This window comes from Puia dinghuensis (assembly GCF_014642875.1).
Lineage (GTDB): Bacteria > Bacteroidota > Bacteroidia > Chitinophagales > Chitinophagaceae > Puia > Puia dinghuensis.
In genome coordinates this window covers 1,155,874-1,174,095 of the sequence record NZ_BMJC01000002.1, presented here as the reverse complement: position 1 = coordinate 1,174,095, position 18,222 = coordinate 1,155,874, and the positions used below count along the sequence as shown (strand labels likewise).

Below are 18,222 nucleotides of genomic sequence, written 5' to 3'. Positions count from 1 at the left end.
TGGGGCAGTTTACTTCAAGCCGCTGATTTTCAGCGGATCCCATCATCGCCCCGGCCCTCCGGCTGTCCGTAAATATGGGATGATTCAACTTGAACAAACTTGAATAGGCTGGCGATGGGTCGGGAGATTGGAAATCCGCTAGCTTTAGCGCCAGGCCATTCTTTTTGCCATATTTATATCCCATGTATACTACAATTGATTCCTCAAGCTGCTATGATCCGGCTAAGCCCGCCGGGTTTTACGTTTTACTTTGTGCATTGATGTTGCTGGTTTCCTGTCATACGGCGCCGGCAAAACGATACGGTTTTCTTACGATGCTTGGGCAGGATACGATTTCGGTGGAGACGATAATCCGCCAGGGCAATACGTTAGAAACCGATGAAGTGGATCGCTTTCCACTGGTTCGGATACGTCATACCGTGGTTAAGCTGAACGACGATGGCAGCATACGACATCTGGAAATGGAAATTCACACCCCCAGTGAACCATCCGCCGAGCGGGACCGGACAGTAGTGGCCGATGTCGCCCATAACAACGTGCACCTTTCAAAAACAGACAGCACCGGTACGGTGAACCGGGATTTCCCAACAGGCGGCAGCATGGTAGTGGCACATGTGCCGCAAATGTATAGTCTGTATGAGCTTTACTTTGCCGCGGCGTTGAAGCAATCGGCGGCATCAAAGCTTGCGGCCGGCAGTGCTGTTCCGTTGCGGCAGTTTTATATTGACCGGGAATTTGACCGGTTTCCGTTGGGCCATGCCACGGTAACTGCCGTCGGGAAAGGCAAGGTAGAGATTGCACACGACTGGCTTTCCGGAACCGGCGAAGCCGTGATGGACTCCGGCGATGACATGCTCAGTTATTCGGGCGGCCGGACTACCTACAAAGTGGAGGTAAAACGACTGGCCACAGCACCCGACGTAAAAGCTATCGCTGCCGGTTTTGAGGCAAAGGAGACAGCAACTGGCGGCGTGAGGTCGTTAAGCGTCCGGGATACCGTCCGGACGCAAATGGGTAATGCCACGTTGACCATTGATTATGGCAGGCCGCTAATGCGGGGACGAATCCTGCTAGGAGACGTGATCCCTTACGACCGGGTATGGAGAACAGGAGCCAATGCGGCCACTCAGTTTACGACGACAACCCCAATTAAGCTGGGTGGTGTGCAGGTTCCCGCGGGCACATACACACTGTTTACCGCACCACATACGAGTGGAGTTGATCTGATCGTGAACAAGCAAAGCGGAGAGTGGGGTACAGAGTACAATGGTTCACTTAACCTGGGTACAACAAGGATGACCAGTGAGGTGGCCACAACAGCTGTGGAAGAGTTCACGATATCTGTCATTCCCGGCGATCCTCGGCACGGTAAACTCGTATTCGAATGGGGGTCATTCCGGTGGATCGCGCCTATCGAAGTGCAGTGAGATGTCTAAGGTTTTAAACGCTGAATCAGTGCTAAAAGCGACGCGAGGGGTTCGATTGGGATCCCCTCACCTCCCCTTACCGGTTCATTGAACAGATTCATCAAAGGGGGATTGAGCAAAACCGGGCGAAAAGAGATCGATAAGTAAATAGGTTTTCCTATCTTCCCCCAAGGTTGTGGAAGGCTTAATAAATTTTTCTATGAAACATGCATTTTCACGAAAGCGGTCACTGGCCGTTTTGATATCGATCAGTGTCGGGGTCATTATTTTTGGCATTTGGTTTCTGGTCAGGACATATGTGACAGGGGCATACAACGTACCCACTACGTCCATGGAAAAAACCATCCACCTGGGGCGTAAAATATTGGTAAACAAGCTAAACTATCACCCTATCAAGCGAGGAGATATCCTCGTGTTCCATTTCCCCGTGGGAGACACCGTCATCGATTTACCCGAGTACCAGTCAGCTCAGCCCTATTATGACGTGATCCGCATGCTCGGCGCGGGAAACTCCGATTCCGGCAGGCAAATTGTTCTCGGTAACCCTGATCAATATCCGCTCTCGGTCCGCCCCGTGGACAAGCGCGAAGCCTATCTCAAACGCTGCATCGCCGCTGCGGGCGATACACTCGAGATGCGTAATGAGGTAGTATATATCAACGGACGCGCACAAGCCTGGCCGCCGGAGTCGGAGACCTATTTTCATGTCGTCACCAACGGACAGCCCCTCGACGAAACGGCCATAAAGGCGCAGTACGGCCTCGATATTACGAGCGCTGATGAAGTGCGCCCGCTCGGCAATCCGACTGAATTCGATATGCTCCTGACCTGGAAAGCCCGCGAAAAAATGCTAAAGGATGGTTTTGCCCGACAGATCATCCCGGATATAGACTCCTCAACCACAGGAATTTTCCCGAACGATCGATTACATCACTGGACGACGGACAACTACGGCCCGCTATGGGTACCGCGGAAGGGCGCTACGCTTCACCTGACGCCGCTCAACTACTCAGTCTATGAACGGGTTATCCGCACCTATGAAGGCAACAAACTCGAAATAAGGAATGGCAGGATCTATCTAAATGATCGCGAAGAAGCCAGCTATACCTTCAAAATGGATTACTATTGGGTCATCGGCGACAATCTCCATGGGTCCCAAGACTCCCGGTATTGGGGCTTTGTGCCGGAAGATCATATGATCGGGAAAGTATCGGCAATCCTGTGACGGAATAGCCGCGCCATTCCGTGCCCCTAACGGTACAACAATCCCCGTATTTTGCCACCCCCCTGGCCGTTTATTTTGGCGTGACGTAACGTTTAGCGCATGGTGTTTAACTAACAACAATTGAACCGCAAATAAATGATCATCAAAGACTGATGATCATTTATTATTTTACAAGACTTCTGAAGCGGCTTAAGTCTTATCGACTAATCTTATCTGTATGGATCAATGGCTCCTTTGGATCATACAACACTTCGACCGAATCCCCCTCTTTATATTGCGCCCCGGCTTTAAAGTCCCTAAAAATTCTAAAACCAGAACGGAACCTCTGTCCGGCCACCCGATATTCATACTCGTAGTTGAATGCACTTTTATTATCCCTCATATTCCATATACTCTCAGTAATGACGCCTTTTGTGGATACTCCTTCCTCCTTAAGCAAATTATCTATCCGGGGATCTGCATATAGCACGGACTCGCTAGGGATCTTTGTCTGGCCGATATCGGCAAGATCAACCTTATAAGCCACCCCCTTATTAATATAATCAGAAGGTTCATACATCCGTGCATCCTTCATATACAAACCAATATCATCACCATGCCAGGTGGCATACTGAATAGGATCGACATTACCCGCCGGAATCGTCACCAGATTTCCATACTTAGGAAGCTTATCTCCGTATTTTATAGCGGAGATGTTGAGATCGCCCGTATATTGGTAAACTATAAGAATCTTTTTCCTGTCATCCGAGAAACTAAGATGTTTAATCAATGGAGCCCGCTCATACGAATTGTCATATGGAACAACCTTACAATCAATTCCATTAACTTTTATAGCCGTGGAGTCAAAAGGCAAACCTGCTTTTACAAAAGATATCTCCTCCAAAGTCACCTGCAGCGTTTTGCTGTTAATCCAGTGGTCCGGGAAATAGCACGAATTATGAGGCAAATCCTTGCAAGGCAGCTTGCCTTTATTAAGCGACCCTAGTGTATCACCGACCATCAAAACATTAGCCATTGACCGGCTGTTGCCCATAGCACCGTTATCAATATAATAGATCAAAGCGACATAACTAGAGTCGGGAGAATACAATCGATTAGTCACAACAACATCTCTGAGATGCAAATCCCGATTGCAGCTTGCCAGCATAAAGGCCAATAAAACGAATAGAACAAACTTCGTCATCATCGTAAGGGTTCGGCCAAATATAAATCAATTTAGATATTCATAACCGTTGGCTCCCCCTTGCAGCCAAATCGCTGATTTTCAGCGGCTTTCTTGTTGGTGCCTTGCGAGCAATCGAACTCCGGGATAAATTGGGAAGCTGCTGCAATTTTTTATTATCTTTCTCGAATTGACAAACTATGACAAAAAATTGGGAACTATTCCAACGCGATTTTTTACATGCGAATACCTGGCCGCAACGCAAGGATGGCGTCCCCTTGGAATTGCTTGATAGGTTGTCCCACGAAGAGAGGGCTTTGGCTGAAGACCAACTGATAGAGGCGCTAAGTTCTGGAGACTCCTGGCCTGCCAGAGGGTTGGGGCATATTCGTTCAATGAAAGCGTTGCCCGCATTATACGCGTTACTGGAAAAATGCCAGCAGGATATGAAAGTGAATGTCGCTTATGCGATCTATCAGGTCAACTACGATAGGGGCATGGTAGATATAGTTTTGGCGGAGCTTCCAAAGATTGGTAGCGAGTACAGTTTGATAGATGTTATGCATTTATTACCCAACTTTCAAGATCCCCGGGTGACGGAGTTGTTACGCGTCTATCGACACGACAAACGTTACCTTGTTGCATACAATGCTGCTAGGGCCCTGGGCGAGTCGACTGATAAAGTGGTGAGAGATTTTCTCGGGAGGAAAGCCTGGTGGAAAATATTCTCAAAAGATTAAGTATATATTCGAATCTATGTCCACTAAAATTGAGATTTACAGGAATACCTAAAGACAAACCGTCGGATTAGATCAATAATATCATATGTTGCAAAATAAAAATACCTCCGTTCTTCAAGCGAGGTGGCGGCTCGTGGGGGTCGCGCATACGTGTGGAAGTATCCAATCCCTTCCAGTCGGCATAAACGATTATACCCATACGCTATTTCTTTTTGGGAGCTCGTTTGCCGGTGACCAGTTGAGCATCTTGTAACCTTCTTCCAAGTTCGTCATCGGAGGCCAGTTTCAATAGGTCTTTTTCCATGCCTAACACGAAAAGTACCTGAGCGTAGGCACCCATACTGACATGCGTGGCTCCTTTTTCCACCTGCCATAATGTGGTACGTGTAATTCCAGCCCGTTCAGCAACTTGCGCCATCGTTAACTTCCTGTGCAATCGGCCCAGCTTTAAATTTTCACCCAGTTGGGCAAGGAGCTTTTCCAGCCGGGGTAAAACAACGATACTTCTGCTTCGCATAATGTCTATTGTAATAGACAAGTATAGTCTAAATGTTCATTTTAATAAACATTATATAAGATGGTCAAGTACAGATAGTCAGGAATAGTAGAAGCATGCCCAAGTGTTCGCTTCCACGCCCCTCACCTCCACCGCTCTTTAAGCCGCTGATTTTCAGCGGCTTTTTATTTTCGGTCTATTTTTTTTAGCTTTGCATAAATGATTTCAGATGAAATCCGCCAAAAACTTCAAAATATCGTTAGAGGAGAACTCCACCAAGGGCAAAGCGATCCTTGCACAGCAATCCGGAATCTCCTATGCGAAAGCTTTGGCGCAAGTCCAACTGTTAAAAGCGAATTCGAAAGTAGGACACTCATCAAAGAAAAACAGGTCGGTTTCCTAAAGGCTCATGCTCAAAAGTCTGGACTGTGGTTGGAGTCTTTGCCTCAAGGCAGTCAATACCTGACTGAAGGAGGCGAGTCAAAAGTTTACCTTTCTGAAGACGGCAGATTTGTCATTAAAGTAAATGATGCTGCATATTATGCCACTTGGACCGAATATTTCAATAGCCTGCTGCTCCACAATTTGTTATTTTCCAACTCAGCGTATTCCTTGCTAGGAAATGCTTTTGCAAAAACAAGGCGGCAGGACTACTATAACAGCGAATTCGGCCTGACATTGGAGGATATGCATGATGAAAACGTGATAGCCAAAGACAATATTTTATTTTTCATTGACACGGTATTCTATATAATGTAAAATATGTGCTTCACACTATATGTCGGCGCATCAATCAAATTGCCTTTGATCGAATGGAACAAAGACCAACCCGCAGTCCATACCACAAATCTGCAAGACTATGAACTGGGGGTTTTGAGCCGCTTTACTTTACCCTACGTTTTAAATATAGGATCCGATCAGGGTTGTGGATGTGGTTTCAGGCAATCTCATGTTGCTGGACAAGAATGGCTCCCCATAGTCGAGGACAACAAGGATAATCTGGATGCTATACAGAAAAATCATTTGGGTCTATGGCAATACCTTACTGGCAATGCAACGGGCGAAAGCATTGAAATTTATGCTTGTTGGAATGGTGATGTTTATGATTGCTCTGATTGTATCAGTGACATTAGAATAGAAGACATCCTTAGTGAGGAATTCTATTTCAAGGAAGGTTGGCTATACAAAGTGACGGTCTAAAACTGTCACAAGCGCGATCATGGGTTCGATCCCGGCCCCCCGACAACCGAGCGTGAAGCGAGGTAATCCCCTCACCTCCACGGATATTTCAGCGGCTTTTTCATTGCTTTCATCGTTTTTTTTCGTATTATACATGCTGTTATATTTGCTTAGCCCATGATAAAACACCCTACTGTTAGAGCCAGCTATTCTCTCGTCTTTTGGAGCCTTGTGTTTTCGTTTGCTTCCTGCACTAAAAATTCCTCCACCCCTCAAGGCACTACAGATACCGCAATTGTCTCACCGCCGAAGCCTCCTGCTCCATCCAAGAAATGGATCGTTTCTACTGTGGCGGGATCCACCAACCCAGGATTTACAGACGGGGATACTACACAGGTGCAATTCAGCAATGCCCAAGGCATCTTCGCAGACAATCATGGCAATCTTTTCGTGGGCGATCTGGGAAATGCCAGCATCCGGCAGGTTACCTACGCGGGTCATGTCACCACCTATGCAGGTAAAAACATCGGGAGTCCCAACCCGCTTTTCGGTAATATATATTCTCTCGTCAGGGATAGCATGGGGGCTCTTTATACCATTGAATACAGCCTGATCCGGAAGATAGTCTCGTCAACGAATAGTTCGATATTTGCAGGAGCGCTGGCAATCAATTATGCAGATGGCACAGGGACAAACGCCCGTTTCCGTATCCTCGGCAATATGGCAATTGACCCCCAGGGCAATATTTTCCTGCCGGATTATGATAACAGTGATAGTTTCCGTATTCGCAAGGTTACCCCAGGTGGAGTTGTTTCCACGTTGACTTTGCAGGATAACACCGGGTATCCTTCTAACGGCCTGCCCAATTATCATTATCTATATGCCATTGCAGTAGATGCCTCTGGCAATATCTATGTCACCGGTAATGGCAACTGCCTCATAAAAAAAGTAGATCCCACCGGCAACGTAACCATTCTTGCCGGGGCTGGCAACATCGGTTTTACCGACGGGAAAGGAAGGGCCGCTCAATTTAACACTATCCTGGGCATGACCTGCGATGCTTCTGGCAATCTCTGGGTCAGTGATGGTGACAATCATGCCATCAGAAAGGTGACGCAGGACGGTACAGTCACCACCATCGCGGGAAAAGGGATGATGGGCTATGCGGATGGAGATAGCACGCAGGCACTTTTCAAATATCCGTTTGGGATCACGGTCGACAACACGGGGACTGTATTTGTCATGGACAACGGGAATAATCGGGTGCGGAAATTGGAGTACAAATAATTGCGGCAAGATTTGCCAAATTCCAAATACGCTGTCGGGGGTCGGACCATGTTTGGTCGCGGCTGTGAATGGTTTTCCTTTTGCGTTTTTGGGAAATAAAACCCCTGTTTTTGGACAACGTTCAACAAACTTCCAGGGCTTGCACTATTTTCGAATAAGATCCGGGTGGAGAAAGCCGCATCAACGTACTTGCGGAAATGTCGCCGGTTCGACCTTGTCATGGATCATATGATTGATTTACAGCTTAATTACCCTGTATTAGATGGGCATGAAGAGCTTTTAAAAAGCACCATGGTGCAGGCGCTTTCGGAAATTGATGAAATCATCCCAATCTGTAAAACCGGAGGGGAACTGGCGGATAGAGAAGTGGGCGCAAAATGGTTATCGCAACCCGGGTATGCTGTGGCCTGGAAAAATGTTTTTATAGGAATGGGGGGTCATAACGCCCTTGTGACTGCTATCTTATCTGCAAATCTTAATAATAAGGTGATGGCGACCGATGAGCTAACCTATTCGAATTTTAAGGCTATTGCGAGGCTGATGGGATTGAAGATCATCCCCTGCGTTGGGGATGCAGACGGAATGACGCCATCGGCCCTGGCTAAAGCATGCGAGACATTCGGTGTGGAGGCGGTTTATTTAATGCCGACGGTCAATAATCCGTTAGGTTCGGTGATGCCGTTGAGGCGACGGGAAGAAATTATTGCCGTTGCGCGAGAGAACCATCTGGTAATAATAGAGGATGACGCCTATGGGTTTCTTGAAGATGTTATCATTCCGTCTTTCTTTCATTTGGCTCCCGAACGGTCATTTTACATTTATAGCTTTTCAAAGCCGCTTGCCCAGGCGATCAAAACCAGCTATCTCCTTGCTCCTGACCGGTATGCTGAAAGGGTGATCGACTCATTGAGGCTTACCGGATCTACGCCTTCTGCATTATCCACGCTTACGTTAAATAAATTGATAGCGCGCGGCGCATTGCAGTCTATTATCGCTGCTAAAAGGCAAGAAGGTAACTTCCGACAACAGCAAGCAAGGCGGTTATTGAACAATTATGAAGTTATTGGCCACAAGAATGGCTGGCATTTTTGGATTCCCTTACCACCAAACATAAATTCAGCCAACCTAAGCCATCTATTATTTGATCGGGGCGTCCTTGTCGTTTCGTCAGATAAGTTTGCTATTCATGAAGTGAGCCATGAACAAGGTATCCGCGTAGCGATGGGCGCTGAATTGGACTTTGATAGTGTAATTAAAGGAATAACTATTCTGAAAGAAGAGTTGCAGAAATTATTCCAGCCGGATGCCTGACGTTGTGCAGCCATTAATCAATTATTAATATATTTTTTGCATGCGGCCGTTATTTTACCGGTAAACAAACCAAATCATTATGCTTAGCCGTATGTTTTCCCTGACTATGGTCGTCCTGTCGGCCACCGGTTGCGTAAAAACCAGCAAATCGGATTCCCTTTCGAAAATGCCGCTTTCCATTACTACTGCTCTTTCTTCGGCCAGCGCCGCGGCCCTTTCTTCACCCGGCGACGTGGTAGGGAAAGTTACCGTTGGTTACCAGGGGTGGTTTTCTGCAGCCGGAGACGGATCCCCGCTCAATTCCTGGGGCCATACAAATATGGAGACCTGGCCGGATATACGTCAGTATGCCCAAACGTATTCCGGCGATCCATTTTATCAGGATGGCGTACAACAACCCGGGTTTACGGGAAACCTGGGAAATGGCCAGCCCGCAAAGATGTACAGCGCTGACGACCAGCATGTAGCCAATGTACATTGCCTTTGGATGCAGCAAAACGGCATCGATTGTATCGCGCTGCAACGGTTCGGAAGCTATACCAACCCCGGTTCAATAAAGAACTTTCATGATTCCGTGGATGCAAAAATGATGAGGGCTGCACAAACCTATGGTCGTAAATTTTATATTATGTACGATTGCAGCGCGACCGATCCGGTGGAGTCCGATTGGACCAATACGATCGTAGGGGCCCAGCATCTGACTTCTTCTTCCGCATATGCCTATCAGAACGGCATGCCCGTCGTCGCGCTCTGGGGGGTAGGAAAATCGGGCCGGGGTGCAGTTACGGACTGGGAGAATACGATCAAGTGGTTTAAAAACCAGGGTTGTTATGTCATCGGCGGCCCCCTGGAGGGCTTTGCCACGGATACCCCTAACCAACCCGCGTATAACTTGTGTAATATGATCATGCCCTGGATGGTGGGAAAAACGGCCGCTACCAACTTCCAATCAGACTATGCCAATGACTTGGCTTATTGCACCGCGCATGGCATCGACTTCCAGGCGGATGTATACCCGGGAACCGCCTTTTATAATACCAATGGGGGGACAAAGTCACCCAAGAACCAGATCCCGCGGAACCATGGGCTTTTTATGTGGTCCCAGTTTGCCGCAGTGCGGGGCGCCGGGGTACCCAGCGTGTACATCTCTATGTTTGACGAAGAAAACGAGGCGACTGGTATCTTGAACTGCGCCGAGGACGCATCCTCCATTCCAGCCGGCGAGTATTTTTTGACCCTGGACGCCGACGGCGTACATTGTTCGTCCGACTTTTATCTGAGGTTGACCAAGGACGGTGCGGCCATGGTCAAAGGGCAGACCGCTTACACTACGACGCTGCCGACCCCTCCCGTCCTGTCCGCGCCGGCCAGCCTGACGCCGCACGTGCTTTCCTCCAGCTCTATAAAGATCGACTGGTCGGCCGTCACAGATGCGCCCTGCTATAACGTAAAACGGTCTACCACCAATGGCGGTCCATATACCACGATCGCCGCAGGCATCACCGGGGGAACGTACACGGATAATGGGCTGAATGCGGGTACTACCTATTACTACGTGGTTTCCACCGGTCACATCAACGGAGGGGAAAGTGTTAACAGCAGTCAGGTGAGCGGAACGACCGCCAATTAAACATTTTGGGATAACCTCGCCCGCCCATCCCTAGCTTACCCACGAACCCCAGTCCTTGACGAAAACCCAGTTGTCGCCGTCTTTCTTATAGAGCGCCAGCCGCCCACCGCCACAAAGCCATCCGCAGTGACTGCCGGCATAGAAGATACACCAGGTGTAGTTACGGAGAAATAGGGGACACCCGAATGTGTTGAAGCTCTGACCGACATGGCTATAAAAGTAAGCCCAGCCGTCCCTGTGTCGGTTGGAAAAGATGGACACGATCGTGTCTTTTTGTATCAAGCGGGCGTCCGGAACGAGCTCAGTCGTCCACACCCGAAACGGAGGATGGGACGCCCAGGCTCGAATCTGCTGTCGTTCGTCGGGGGTGAACGTAGCAGTGTCGTTCAAACAGCCCGCCAGGAATTCGGAGCCGTGGCCGGCCGAGACGCTGTCCTCCAAAATAAAGGGGGTGTAAGCCCCCCTCTCGTTACGAATAGCGAAGGACACAAAGTCCCGCACCGCAACATAATATCGGGCGTCATATTGACTGTCGGCCGATCCCGTCTGAGCAGACGTGCACGAAATGGTGATGACCGTTACTATTACGGTGAGAAGGGTTATTCGAAACATGGCTGTGCTTTTACCTGAGATGCTGGATACCCTCTTTTTTCATATGATCCATATTTATTTTACCTCCGCTGAAACATTCGGGTAAATTATGGCGTCCCAGTAATATAAGACCAAAACCCATCTTATGCTTAAAAACTTCTGGAAGATCGCTCTTCGCCAACTGGGAAAGCAAAAATTCTACTCTGCCGTCAAGATCGGCGGATTTGCCCTTGGCATCGCCGCCTGTCTGCTCATCGGATTGTACGTCCATAACCAGCTTAGCTATGATCGTGATTTCCCGGGAGCCGACCGGCTTTACCGGCTGGCAGGATATATAAGCGAAAATGGAAAGGTTCGCAAGGGATCTGGTTGGCAGGCCCCTTTCGCGCAGGCCCTGAAGACCGAATTTCCCCAGGTGGAGCGCACCGGCCGGCTGATGTCTTCCAACCTGTTTTACGGTGCCGGCAGCAACCAGCTACGGCCCATCGAAAGCACCCGGGACAGCTATGAACAGGGTTTTGCTTACGCCGATTCCAGCCTCCCTGATCTGTTCCAGTTCCAGATGGTCTATGGCGACCGGACCAAAGCATTGATGCAACCCCAAACCCTGATCCTTTCGAAAAGCAAGGCCGACAAGTTTTATCCCGGCCAGAACCCGGTGGGCCGGCAGATCATCCTAAACGACGACAAAGACCATCCCTGGACCATCGGGGGGGTGATGCAGGACCCTCCCGAACATACGCATCTGCAGTTCGACTATTATCTTTCCCTGACGGGACACGAGCTCTGGAAAGGGGAGCAGCAGACCTGGATGGCCAGCAACTATGATATCTATTTGCGGCTGCGTCCGGACGCCGACACGGGCAAGCTGGCAATCCTAATTACATCTACCATTAAAAATAAATACTGGATACCTGCGATGCAGCAAAACGGCCAGCCGGATGCGGCCACAGCAATTAAAAGTCTGGGCTTTATGCTCCAGCCGGTATCGGATATCCATCTGGCAGCGGATTTCGAGGACGGTATGCCGCATGTGGACCGGAAATACCTTTGGCTGTTTGGAGCTATAGGTGTCTTTGTGTTGCTGCTGGCCAGCATCAATTTTATCAACCTGTCGACTGCGCGCAGCGCCAATCGCGCCAAGGAAGTGGGCCTACGAAAGGTCGTCGGCTCGGATCGACAGGGGCTGGTCCGGCAATTCCTGCTGGAGTCCATTGTGACCAGCGGTTTTTCGTTCCTGCTGGCGATCGGTCTGGCGGCGCTGCTGTTGCCTCTTTTCAATAGGCTGGCGGGGACTTCGATGCATTTCCCCTGGGCCGCCTGGTGGCTGGTTCCCGGCGTGGTAGGGGCATCGGTAGTCATCGGGTTGATTGCTGGTCTGTATCCCGCTTTTTATCTTTCGGCATTCCGTCCCGTGCAGGTGTTAAAGGGCGATATCAGTCGTGGCGCCCGTCATTCGGGTCTGCGCAGCGGCCTGGTGGTCTTCCAGTTTACCACTTCGGTGGTGCTCATTATCGCGACGATCGTCGTCTATGGGCAGATGCATTTTATCCTCAACAGCAAAATGGGGTTTAATAAGGACCAGGTGTTGCTGATACAGGGGACGGGGTCCCTGGGCGACAAGCTTCCGGCCTTTAAAAATGAGTTGCTCCAACTGTCGGGAGTGCAGGCTGTGACCAACAGTGACTTCCTGCCGATCAGCGGAAGCAAACGCAACGGCAATACGATGTACCGGGTAGGCAGGGAAAAACTGGATCCTGGAACAAGTTTACAGAGGTGGGATGTGGATGTGGATTACCTGAAGGTGATGGGCATCAAGCTGGTCGAAGGCCGAAACTTTTCTCCCAGCCTGGCCTCCGATTCACAAGCTGTGATCATCAACCAGACGATGGCCCGCAAGATGGGCATGACGCACCCGATAGGTGAGCGGATCAACTGGGGACAGGGACAAGGCGTGCTGGTCATCGGGGTGGTGGAAGACTTCAACTACGAATCGGTCAAACAGCCCATCGGCTCCCTGATGCTGATATTGGGCAATTGGACGACTACCGTGGCAGTGCGGACCCATACGACGGATATGAAAGGCTTACTCGCCGGCGTCGACAAGGTCTGGCGGGGATTTGCTCCGCAGCAAACCTTGCGTTATACCTTCCTGGATCAGTCTTTTGAACATATGTATGCCGACGTGCAGCAGACGGGAAATATCTTCACATCACTCGCCACGCTGGCGGTATGCATTGCCTGTCTTGGTTTGTTTGCCTTGTCGGCCTTTATGGCGGAGCAGCGGCGTAAGGAGATGGGCATCCGTAAGGTGTTGGGCGCATCGGTGATGGAGGTGGCAGGTTTGTTGTCCCGTGATTTTCTGCGGCTGGTGGCCCTTGCCATCGTGATCGGTTCTCCCATTGCATGGTGGATGATGCACTGGTGGCTGCAGGATTACGTCTATCGGATAACGATCGGCGCCGGTATTTTTATCGGAGCTGCCGTACTGGTGATGGTCATTGCCCTGCTGACCGTCAGTTGGCAGGCTTTGAAGACGGGGACGACCAATCCGGCTGTGGCCTTGCGGTCGGAGTAGGGGCTGCCATTCAAGCAGTTGCGACCGCACGCTCGCGTTGTGAGAGCTTCATTGTCGCCGGGACGTATTCTTCCCAGTGTCCCATAGGATGGTTATTCATGTCCACGGGATAATTCTTTCTGATCCGCTTGTACATATAAAAGCTATTCATAAACAAAGAAAGACACATGGCTCCCGGCCGCAACGTCAGGAGTCCCCGCATGATGCGCTTCACCGAATAGGTTACTGAAAATGATCTTTTCCATAAATTCCTGTGTGCCAGCAACAGTTCCTCCGGGGTCATCCTGCGAGGCTTGAAAGCGACATTGTATCCATTATAGAACTGCCAACCCTTTTCCAGCATCCGGTTCTCCTTTAACAGCTCATGATAGATGGGCGTCCCCCGAAATGGCGTCATGACACTGAGGAACGGTACATCGATACCTATTTCCATGATGCGGTCGGCCATTTCTTCAATGCTTTCCCGGGTGTCATGATCGAACCCTGCAATAAATCCCGCCATCACGGCAATACCCCTTTTATGGATGGCTGCGACCGCGGTTTTGTAGTGCTCGATCTTGTTCTGCCGTTTGTGCGCGTCCGCCAGGCTTTCGGTGGAGAAGGACTCAATGCCCAGGAATACACCGATGCAACCCGAATCTCTCATCAAATCCAGGAGTTTGTCATCTTTGGCGATATCCAGGCTCGCCTGGGTAAGCCACCATTTTTTCAACGGCTTCAGCTCCGTCAGCAGCGCATGGATATACTTCCGGTTGATGGTGAGATTATCATCCCAAAACCAGACAACCTTTCGTTGCCACCAGTGAGGGAAGGCATCGTAGGCCGCATCCCTGACGACGTCTTGCACGGGCCTTAGCCGGAAGCCAGGATTTAGCGTCGGCACCGTACAGAACGAACAGGTAAAAGGACATCCCCTTGTCGCCTGTATCACTTTCCGGATAAAGAACTTATTGGATAACAGGTCATACCGGGGTGTGGGCAGGTCTTTCATATCGCACGGCCGGCCGGTGTAGACTCTTTTCAGTTGTCCAAGACCATGATCCCGCAGCAGGTCGATCCAGGCCGTCTCGGCTTCACCCGTTACGATGGCATCGAAATGATCGAGGGACTCATCAATATTGAACGTTACATGCGGGCCACCCGCCACCACCGTCTTGCCTCTTTTCTTAAACTCCCGTGCCAGGTCGAAAGCTGCAGGTGCAAAGCCACTGAAAAAGGATAGCGCGATCAGGTCGGCCTGCGAGTCGAGGTCAATCCGGTCTACCTGCTGGTGAAATACCCGGACGGTATGTTCCCTGGGCGTGATGGCTGCGAGATGGATCCCTGTTATAGGAGGCACGAAGTCTTTTTCATGTCCGAACTCATACCTCTTCAGGTAAGCAATGATAATATCGATTGTCATGGGAAATTGTTTTCCTTATATTCAAAAGCACTTTGTATTACAAAGTAAAATATCCTAAAAAAAGGGTTATTAAAAACCCTTCCCGGTCTCTCTGCACAATGTGGTTAAAAGTACTTTTAATTGCAAAGTAAATAGAATCCCCTGACTTCTGCAAGCTTTTGGAAAAAAATAGTTGCAATTTTATGCTACAAAGATCATCGTACCGGGAAGGCCATCCATAACCATTCATCTTATAGCTATGACCCCTCACCAATCGAACCCCGCAGGACTCTCCCGTATAGAGCGTTGGCAAGCCCGCCTGCTGCCGTGGATGATCATCATGCCAACCATCCTGATACTCGTATTCATCTATTTGTCCACTCAGCAGCTGAATGAATTCAAATCATCTATTAACAGCTACCGCAACGGGCCCGCAGCTGGCGACATTCCCTCCCCCTGGGATACCAGCGGAAAATTCGTCTCCCTTCAGAATAACCTGGATTATATAAAGTGGTATTCCCGCGTAAAGCTGGAAGACAAGGCCATCGATCACCGCTATGCACAGAGTGGATTCCTGCTCATCGCCAGGACATATTCCAAATACCTGGGTTTTTTTACAGGGATGATCCTTGCCATCGTAGCTGCCGTCTTCATCATTTCAAAGCTGAAAGAGGATGTCAGTCAGCTGGAGGGTTCCATCCGGGAAAAGATCAGATTCCGGGTCGTCAGCTCTTCGCCGGGTGTAATCTTCGGCTTATTGGGTACAGTCCTGATGCTATCGACCATTCTCTACAACCCGGAGATCGCGCAGACGGATACACCCCTTTACATGGTACCCGACATTTCGATACAGGGAAATCCCGCTCCAGCCCAGAATACCGCAGCTCCCAAAGGGCAGATCCCGGCGGATGAGATCCGCAGCCTCGACCCCGGCGATCAAAAAGACTCGCCACATTCAAAACGCCCTTAACCCCATTAAACCTTTTTTTATGAAAATTTGCCTGACAACGATCTTCTTTGTCTTCCTCGTGAAACTCCTGCCCGCCCAGGCCACGATCCCGGTGGAAAAGTACCTCGGCATGCTTCGCGATGGAAACTACCGGGACGTCTTTGAGGACATCCTAAAGCTGAAGAAGAGCCGCACGTACACGAAATCCGCTATTTTGGACTATTTCGAGGCAAAATGCCTATGCCTCAATGGAACATGTGAGAGTGCCTATGCCATTTTCACAAAGATGTTTCAATGTTATTCCTTTACAGATGATCAGAAAGACTTTCTATATAAGGAAATGATGACCTGCCAGGGAACTCAGGCGCCCTCTTCCGGGATATCCTCTACGGTGGTTACGATTCCCGCGCAAATCCCCCTTCCTACCGCTACCCTGCATGGAAAGCTCGGCATTGTTACCAATTGTTATGACCAAAGCCAGTTTGTCGATTTTTCCCATATGCCTTCCGGAGACGACCTGGCGAAACGCGTCTTCGACAAAGGGCAAAAGGCCCGGGCCCTGGCCGTCTGGCACAGGATACTGGGAAAGGGCTATACCATCGATACCAGTTCAGACCGCTTTCTCATCGTCACTTACGAGGGTGAGCAAGTGCAGGAAATAAGGAATGCGATCAGCGCCCTGCATAAGGCTGCATCTTTTTACGGCAGTTATTATCACTTGTCCCCGCCGGATAAGCTCATCACTGTCATTATGATGCCCGATGGCGCTTCGCTGAGAGCTGCAGCAAAAAAGGTCCACCTGCTCGATCTGCCTGCCGCCAACCTGGGTTATTCCAGTCTCGCGGATTTGAGTCTCCTGGGAATTGGTGATCCAGAACATATAGGTACCATCTTCCACGAGCTTTTCCATCTCATGATCCGGTCGGACATCGGTGACATCCCGGTCTGGCTCGATGAAGGGCTGGCCTGTCTTTATTCTACCTATGCCTGGAGGGGGGATACGCTCATTGGTGCAGCGACCTGGAGAACAACGGTTCTACAACGTGCGAATGGGTCGCAGGACTATGCCATGAAGCTCCCCGGGATAAAATTACTCACCGCGTACAGCTGGAGCGAATTCAATGGGGTAGAAGACGGCAATATCTGCAAGGCCGCTGTCAACTATGCCATGGCGAACCATCTCATGCTTTATTTCCAACAGCGCAACTGGCTGCAAAAGATCGTCGCCGCCTTCCGCGAGCGGCCGGATCCGGAATTTGGCAGTTCGACCACTTATCCTGCCACCCGCCAGCTATTGGAAGCCGCCATCGGAGAACCATTGGATAGCCTTCAAAGTGAATTCTCCGCATGGATGGAAAAAACATTTAGAATTTATCTGTCTTCCTATAACATGCAACCTCCCCTCTATCCATTCCAGACCATTATTGACGTTAGTGCCACGGAGCTGGCAACAGCCAGAATATATGGGATGCCAGCGGATTCTGCCCACTCGTATGACAGTCAGCTCAGGCAGATCGATGCTGAATACCGACAGCAATTCGCTGCTTCTCCCGACCTGAAGGCATTTTACCTTGCCGAGGAGAACCGCCGGGAGGGGATATACGATCCCTTTACCAGGACTGATAGTTTTAGACGGATGAAACAACTGTACGACCGGCTTACGACCCTGGCGGTTCGCATACGAGCCGGTTCTTTCAAGAAAGGGTAATCACCGAGGGAGGGGATTACTGAAGACTGATAAAGCTGCCGGCAAAACCACAGGCCATTGCAAAGGAGGAGAACATACCCAGCGGACTCCAATTAAATCCCTGACTTTCGTCGGCGTTTTGATACCAATACAGCGTGCCTCCGCCGGTGTCTCCTGTAAGCCCGATGGAGCCATTGGTCTCTGAGAACGACCAATAACCATTCGAGTCCGGGGTCGGCAAAGCAGGGGATGGTAGCGTTATCATGGCGGTTGTGCTGTCGATCACGTCGACAGATACGATCACCGGCCCGATGTTGGTAGGGCCATTATCCAGATCGACATAAGAAAGATTCAGGGTATAGGTTCCGGTAGAAAGCTGGTTGTTCAGACAAGTACCGGTGAGCGTAATGACATTATCGGTGTTGGATAAAGTCTGGGCGAGGCAGGGTTTTGCAAAAGACAGGCCCAGCAAAACGAGCAGCACCGTCAAACGGTTTTTCATGAATATTGGTTTAATGATTCAACTATCGAAAGCCTAATCTAGGGTTTTTTGTTGCCAATTGCAATAAGGGGAAATCT

Annotated in this window: 17 protein-coding genes; 11 read left to right on the top strand and 6 right to left on the bottom strand. The window is 49.8% G+C overall.

Annotation, left to right across the window (positions count from 1 at the left end; translation table 11 throughout):
- The first annotated feature begins 182 nt into the window (after nucleotides 1-182).
- Nucleotides 183-1,427, top strand: coding sequence for a DUF2911 domain-containing protein (locus IEY39_RS12985; RefSeq protein ID WP_188932108.1), 1,245 nt, complete (start codon nucleotides 183-185; stop codon nucleotides 1,425-1,427).
- An 84-nt stretch (nucleotides 1,428-1,511) separates the two neighbouring features.
- Here the strand turns inward: IEY39_RS12985 and IEY39_RS12980 are convergent, their stop codons facing one another.
- Nucleotides 1,512-1,691, bottom strand: coding sequence for a hypothetical protein (locus tag IEY39_RS12980; protein WP_188932107.1), 180 nt, complete (start codon nucleotides 1,689-1,691; stop codon nucleotides 1,512-1,514).
- Between IEY39_RS12980 and IEY39_RS12975 the strand changes: the two genes are divergently transcribed.
- The gene (locus IEY39_RS12975; protein WP_229688894.1) at nucleotides 1,627-2,652 is read left to right on the top strand and encodes a S26 family signal peptidase; all 1,026 of its coding nucleotides are present in this window, start codon (nucleotides 1,627-1,629) and stop codon (nucleotides 2,650-2,652) included. The genes IEY39_RS12980 and IEY39_RS12975 overlap by 65 nt on opposite strands.
- Nucleotides 2,653-2,848: 196 nt before the next feature.
- Here IEY39_RS12975 and IEY39_RS12970 read toward each other — a convergent pair whose 3' ends face one another.
- Nucleotides 2,849-3,838: a DUF3592 domain-containing protein gene (locus tag IEY39_RS12970; RefSeq protein WP_188932105.1), complete on the bottom strand. Its 990-nt coding sequence runs from the start codon at nucleotides 3,836-3,838 to the stop codon at nucleotides 2,849-2,851.
- A gap of 176 nt (nucleotides 3,839-4,014) precedes the next feature.
- Here IEY39_RS12970 and IEY39_RS12965 point away from each other — a divergent pair, with 176 nt between their 5' ends.
- On the top strand, nucleotides 4,015-4,554 hold the full coding sequence (locus tag IEY39_RS12965; protein ID WP_188932098.1) for a HEAT repeat domain-containing protein: 540 nt from the start codon (nucleotides 4,015-4,017) through the stop codon (nucleotides 4,552-4,554).
- A 202-nt stretch (nucleotides 4,555-4,756) separates the two neighbouring features.
- Here IEY39_RS12965 and IEY39_RS12960 read toward each other — a convergent pair whose 3' ends face one another.
- Nucleotides 4,757-5,071 (bottom strand): helix-turn-helix domain-containing protein, encoded by a 315-nt coding sequence (locus IEY39_RS12960; protein WP_188932096.1) that lies wholly within the window; start codon nucleotides 5,069-5,071, stop codon nucleotides 4,757-4,759.
- A gap of 198 nt (nucleotides 5,072-5,269) precedes the next feature.
- Here IEY39_RS12960 and IEY39_RS12955 point away from each other — a divergent pair, with 198 nt between their 5' ends.
- From IEY39_RS12955 to IEY39_RS12935, 5 genes are all read left to right on the top strand, one after another.
- Complete coding sequence (locus tag IEY39_RS12955) at nucleotides 5,270-5,809, top strand: putative polyvalent protein kinase domain-containing protein (protein WP_188932094.1); 540 nt, start codon at nucleotides 5,270-5,272, stop codon at nucleotides 5,807-5,809.
- A gap of 3 nt (nucleotides 5,810-5,812) precedes the next feature.
- The gene (locus IEY39_RS12950; RefSeq protein ID WP_188932092.1) at nucleotides 5,813-6,250 is read left to right on the top strand and encodes a hypothetical protein; all 438 of its coding nucleotides are present in this window, start codon (nucleotides 5,813-5,815) and stop codon (nucleotides 6,248-6,250) included.
- A 156-nt stretch (nucleotides 6,251-6,406) separates the two neighbouring features.
- Nucleotides 6,407-7,516, top strand: a complete 1,110-nt coding sequence (locus IEY39_RS12945) for an SBBP repeat-containing protein (RefSeq protein ID WP_188932090.1) — start codon at nucleotides 6,407-6,409, stop codon at nucleotides 7,514-7,516.
- Nucleotides 7,517-7,744: 228 nt separating this feature from the next.
- Nucleotides 7,745-8,827 carry an aminotransferase-like domain-containing protein gene (locus IEY39_RS12940; RefSeq protein WP_188932088.1) on the top strand — a complete coding sequence of 361 codons (1,083 nt, stop codon included), beginning with the start codon at nucleotides 7,745-7,747 and terminating at the stop codon, nucleotides 8,825-8,827.
- Between the two features lie 79 nt (nucleotides 8,828-8,906).
- Nucleotides 8,907-10,457, top strand: coding sequence for a glycoside hydrolase family 99 protein (locus tag IEY39_RS12935; protein WP_188932087.1), 1,551 nt, complete (start codon nucleotides 8,907-8,909; stop codon nucleotides 10,455-10,457).
- Between the two features lie 30 nt (nucleotides 10,458-10,487).
- Here IEY39_RS12935 and IEY39_RS12930 read toward each other — a convergent pair whose 3' ends face one another.
- Entirely contained in the window at nucleotides 10,488-11,069 is a 582-nt protein-coding gene (locus IEY39_RS12930; RefSeq protein WP_188932086.1) for a hypothetical protein, read from the bottom strand.
- A gap of 124 nt (nucleotides 11,070-11,193) precedes the next feature.
- Here IEY39_RS12930 and IEY39_RS12925 point away from each other — a divergent pair, with 124 nt between their 5' ends.
- A complete protein-coding gene (locus IEY39_RS12925; protein ID WP_188932085.1) occupies nucleotides 11,194-13,626 on the top strand; it encodes an ABC transporter permease in 2,433 nt (810 codons plus the stop codon).
- Nucleotides 13,627-13,636: 10 nt separating this feature from the next.
- Here the strand turns inward: IEY39_RS12925 and IEY39_RS12920 are convergent, their stop codons facing one another.
- Nucleotides 13,637-15,028: a B12-binding domain-containing radical SAM protein gene (locus IEY39_RS12920; protein WP_188932083.1), complete on the bottom strand. Its 1,392-nt coding sequence runs from the start codon at nucleotides 15,026-15,028 to the stop codon at nucleotides 13,637-13,639.
- Between the two features lie 238 nt (nucleotides 15,029-15,266).
- On the opposite strand from IEY39_RS12920, the gene IEY39_RS12915 reads away from it, so the two are divergent.
- Both IEY39_RS12915 and IEY39_RS12910 read left to right on the top strand, forming a co-directional pair.
- Complete coding sequence (locus tag IEY39_RS12915; RefSeq protein WP_188932081.1) at nucleotides 15,267-15,977, top strand: hypothetical protein; 711 nt, start codon at nucleotides 15,267-15,269, stop codon at nucleotides 15,975-15,977.
- Between the two features lie 19 nt (nucleotides 15,978-15,996).
- The gene (locus IEY39_RS12910; protein ID WP_188932080.1) at nucleotides 15,997-17,664 is read left to right on the top strand and encodes a hypothetical protein; all 1,668 of its coding nucleotides are present in this window, start codon (nucleotides 15,997-15,999) and stop codon (nucleotides 17,662-17,664) included.
- Nucleotides 17,665-17,680: 16 nt separating this feature from the next.
- Here IEY39_RS12910 and IEY39_RS12905 read toward each other — a convergent pair whose 3' ends face one another.
- Complete coding sequence (locus IEY39_RS12905; RefSeq protein WP_188932079.1) at nucleotides 17,681-18,145, bottom strand: hypothetical protein; 465 nt, start codon at nucleotides 18,143-18,145, stop codon at nucleotides 17,681-17,683.
- Between the last annotated feature and the right edge of the window lie 77 nt (nucleotides 18,146-18,222).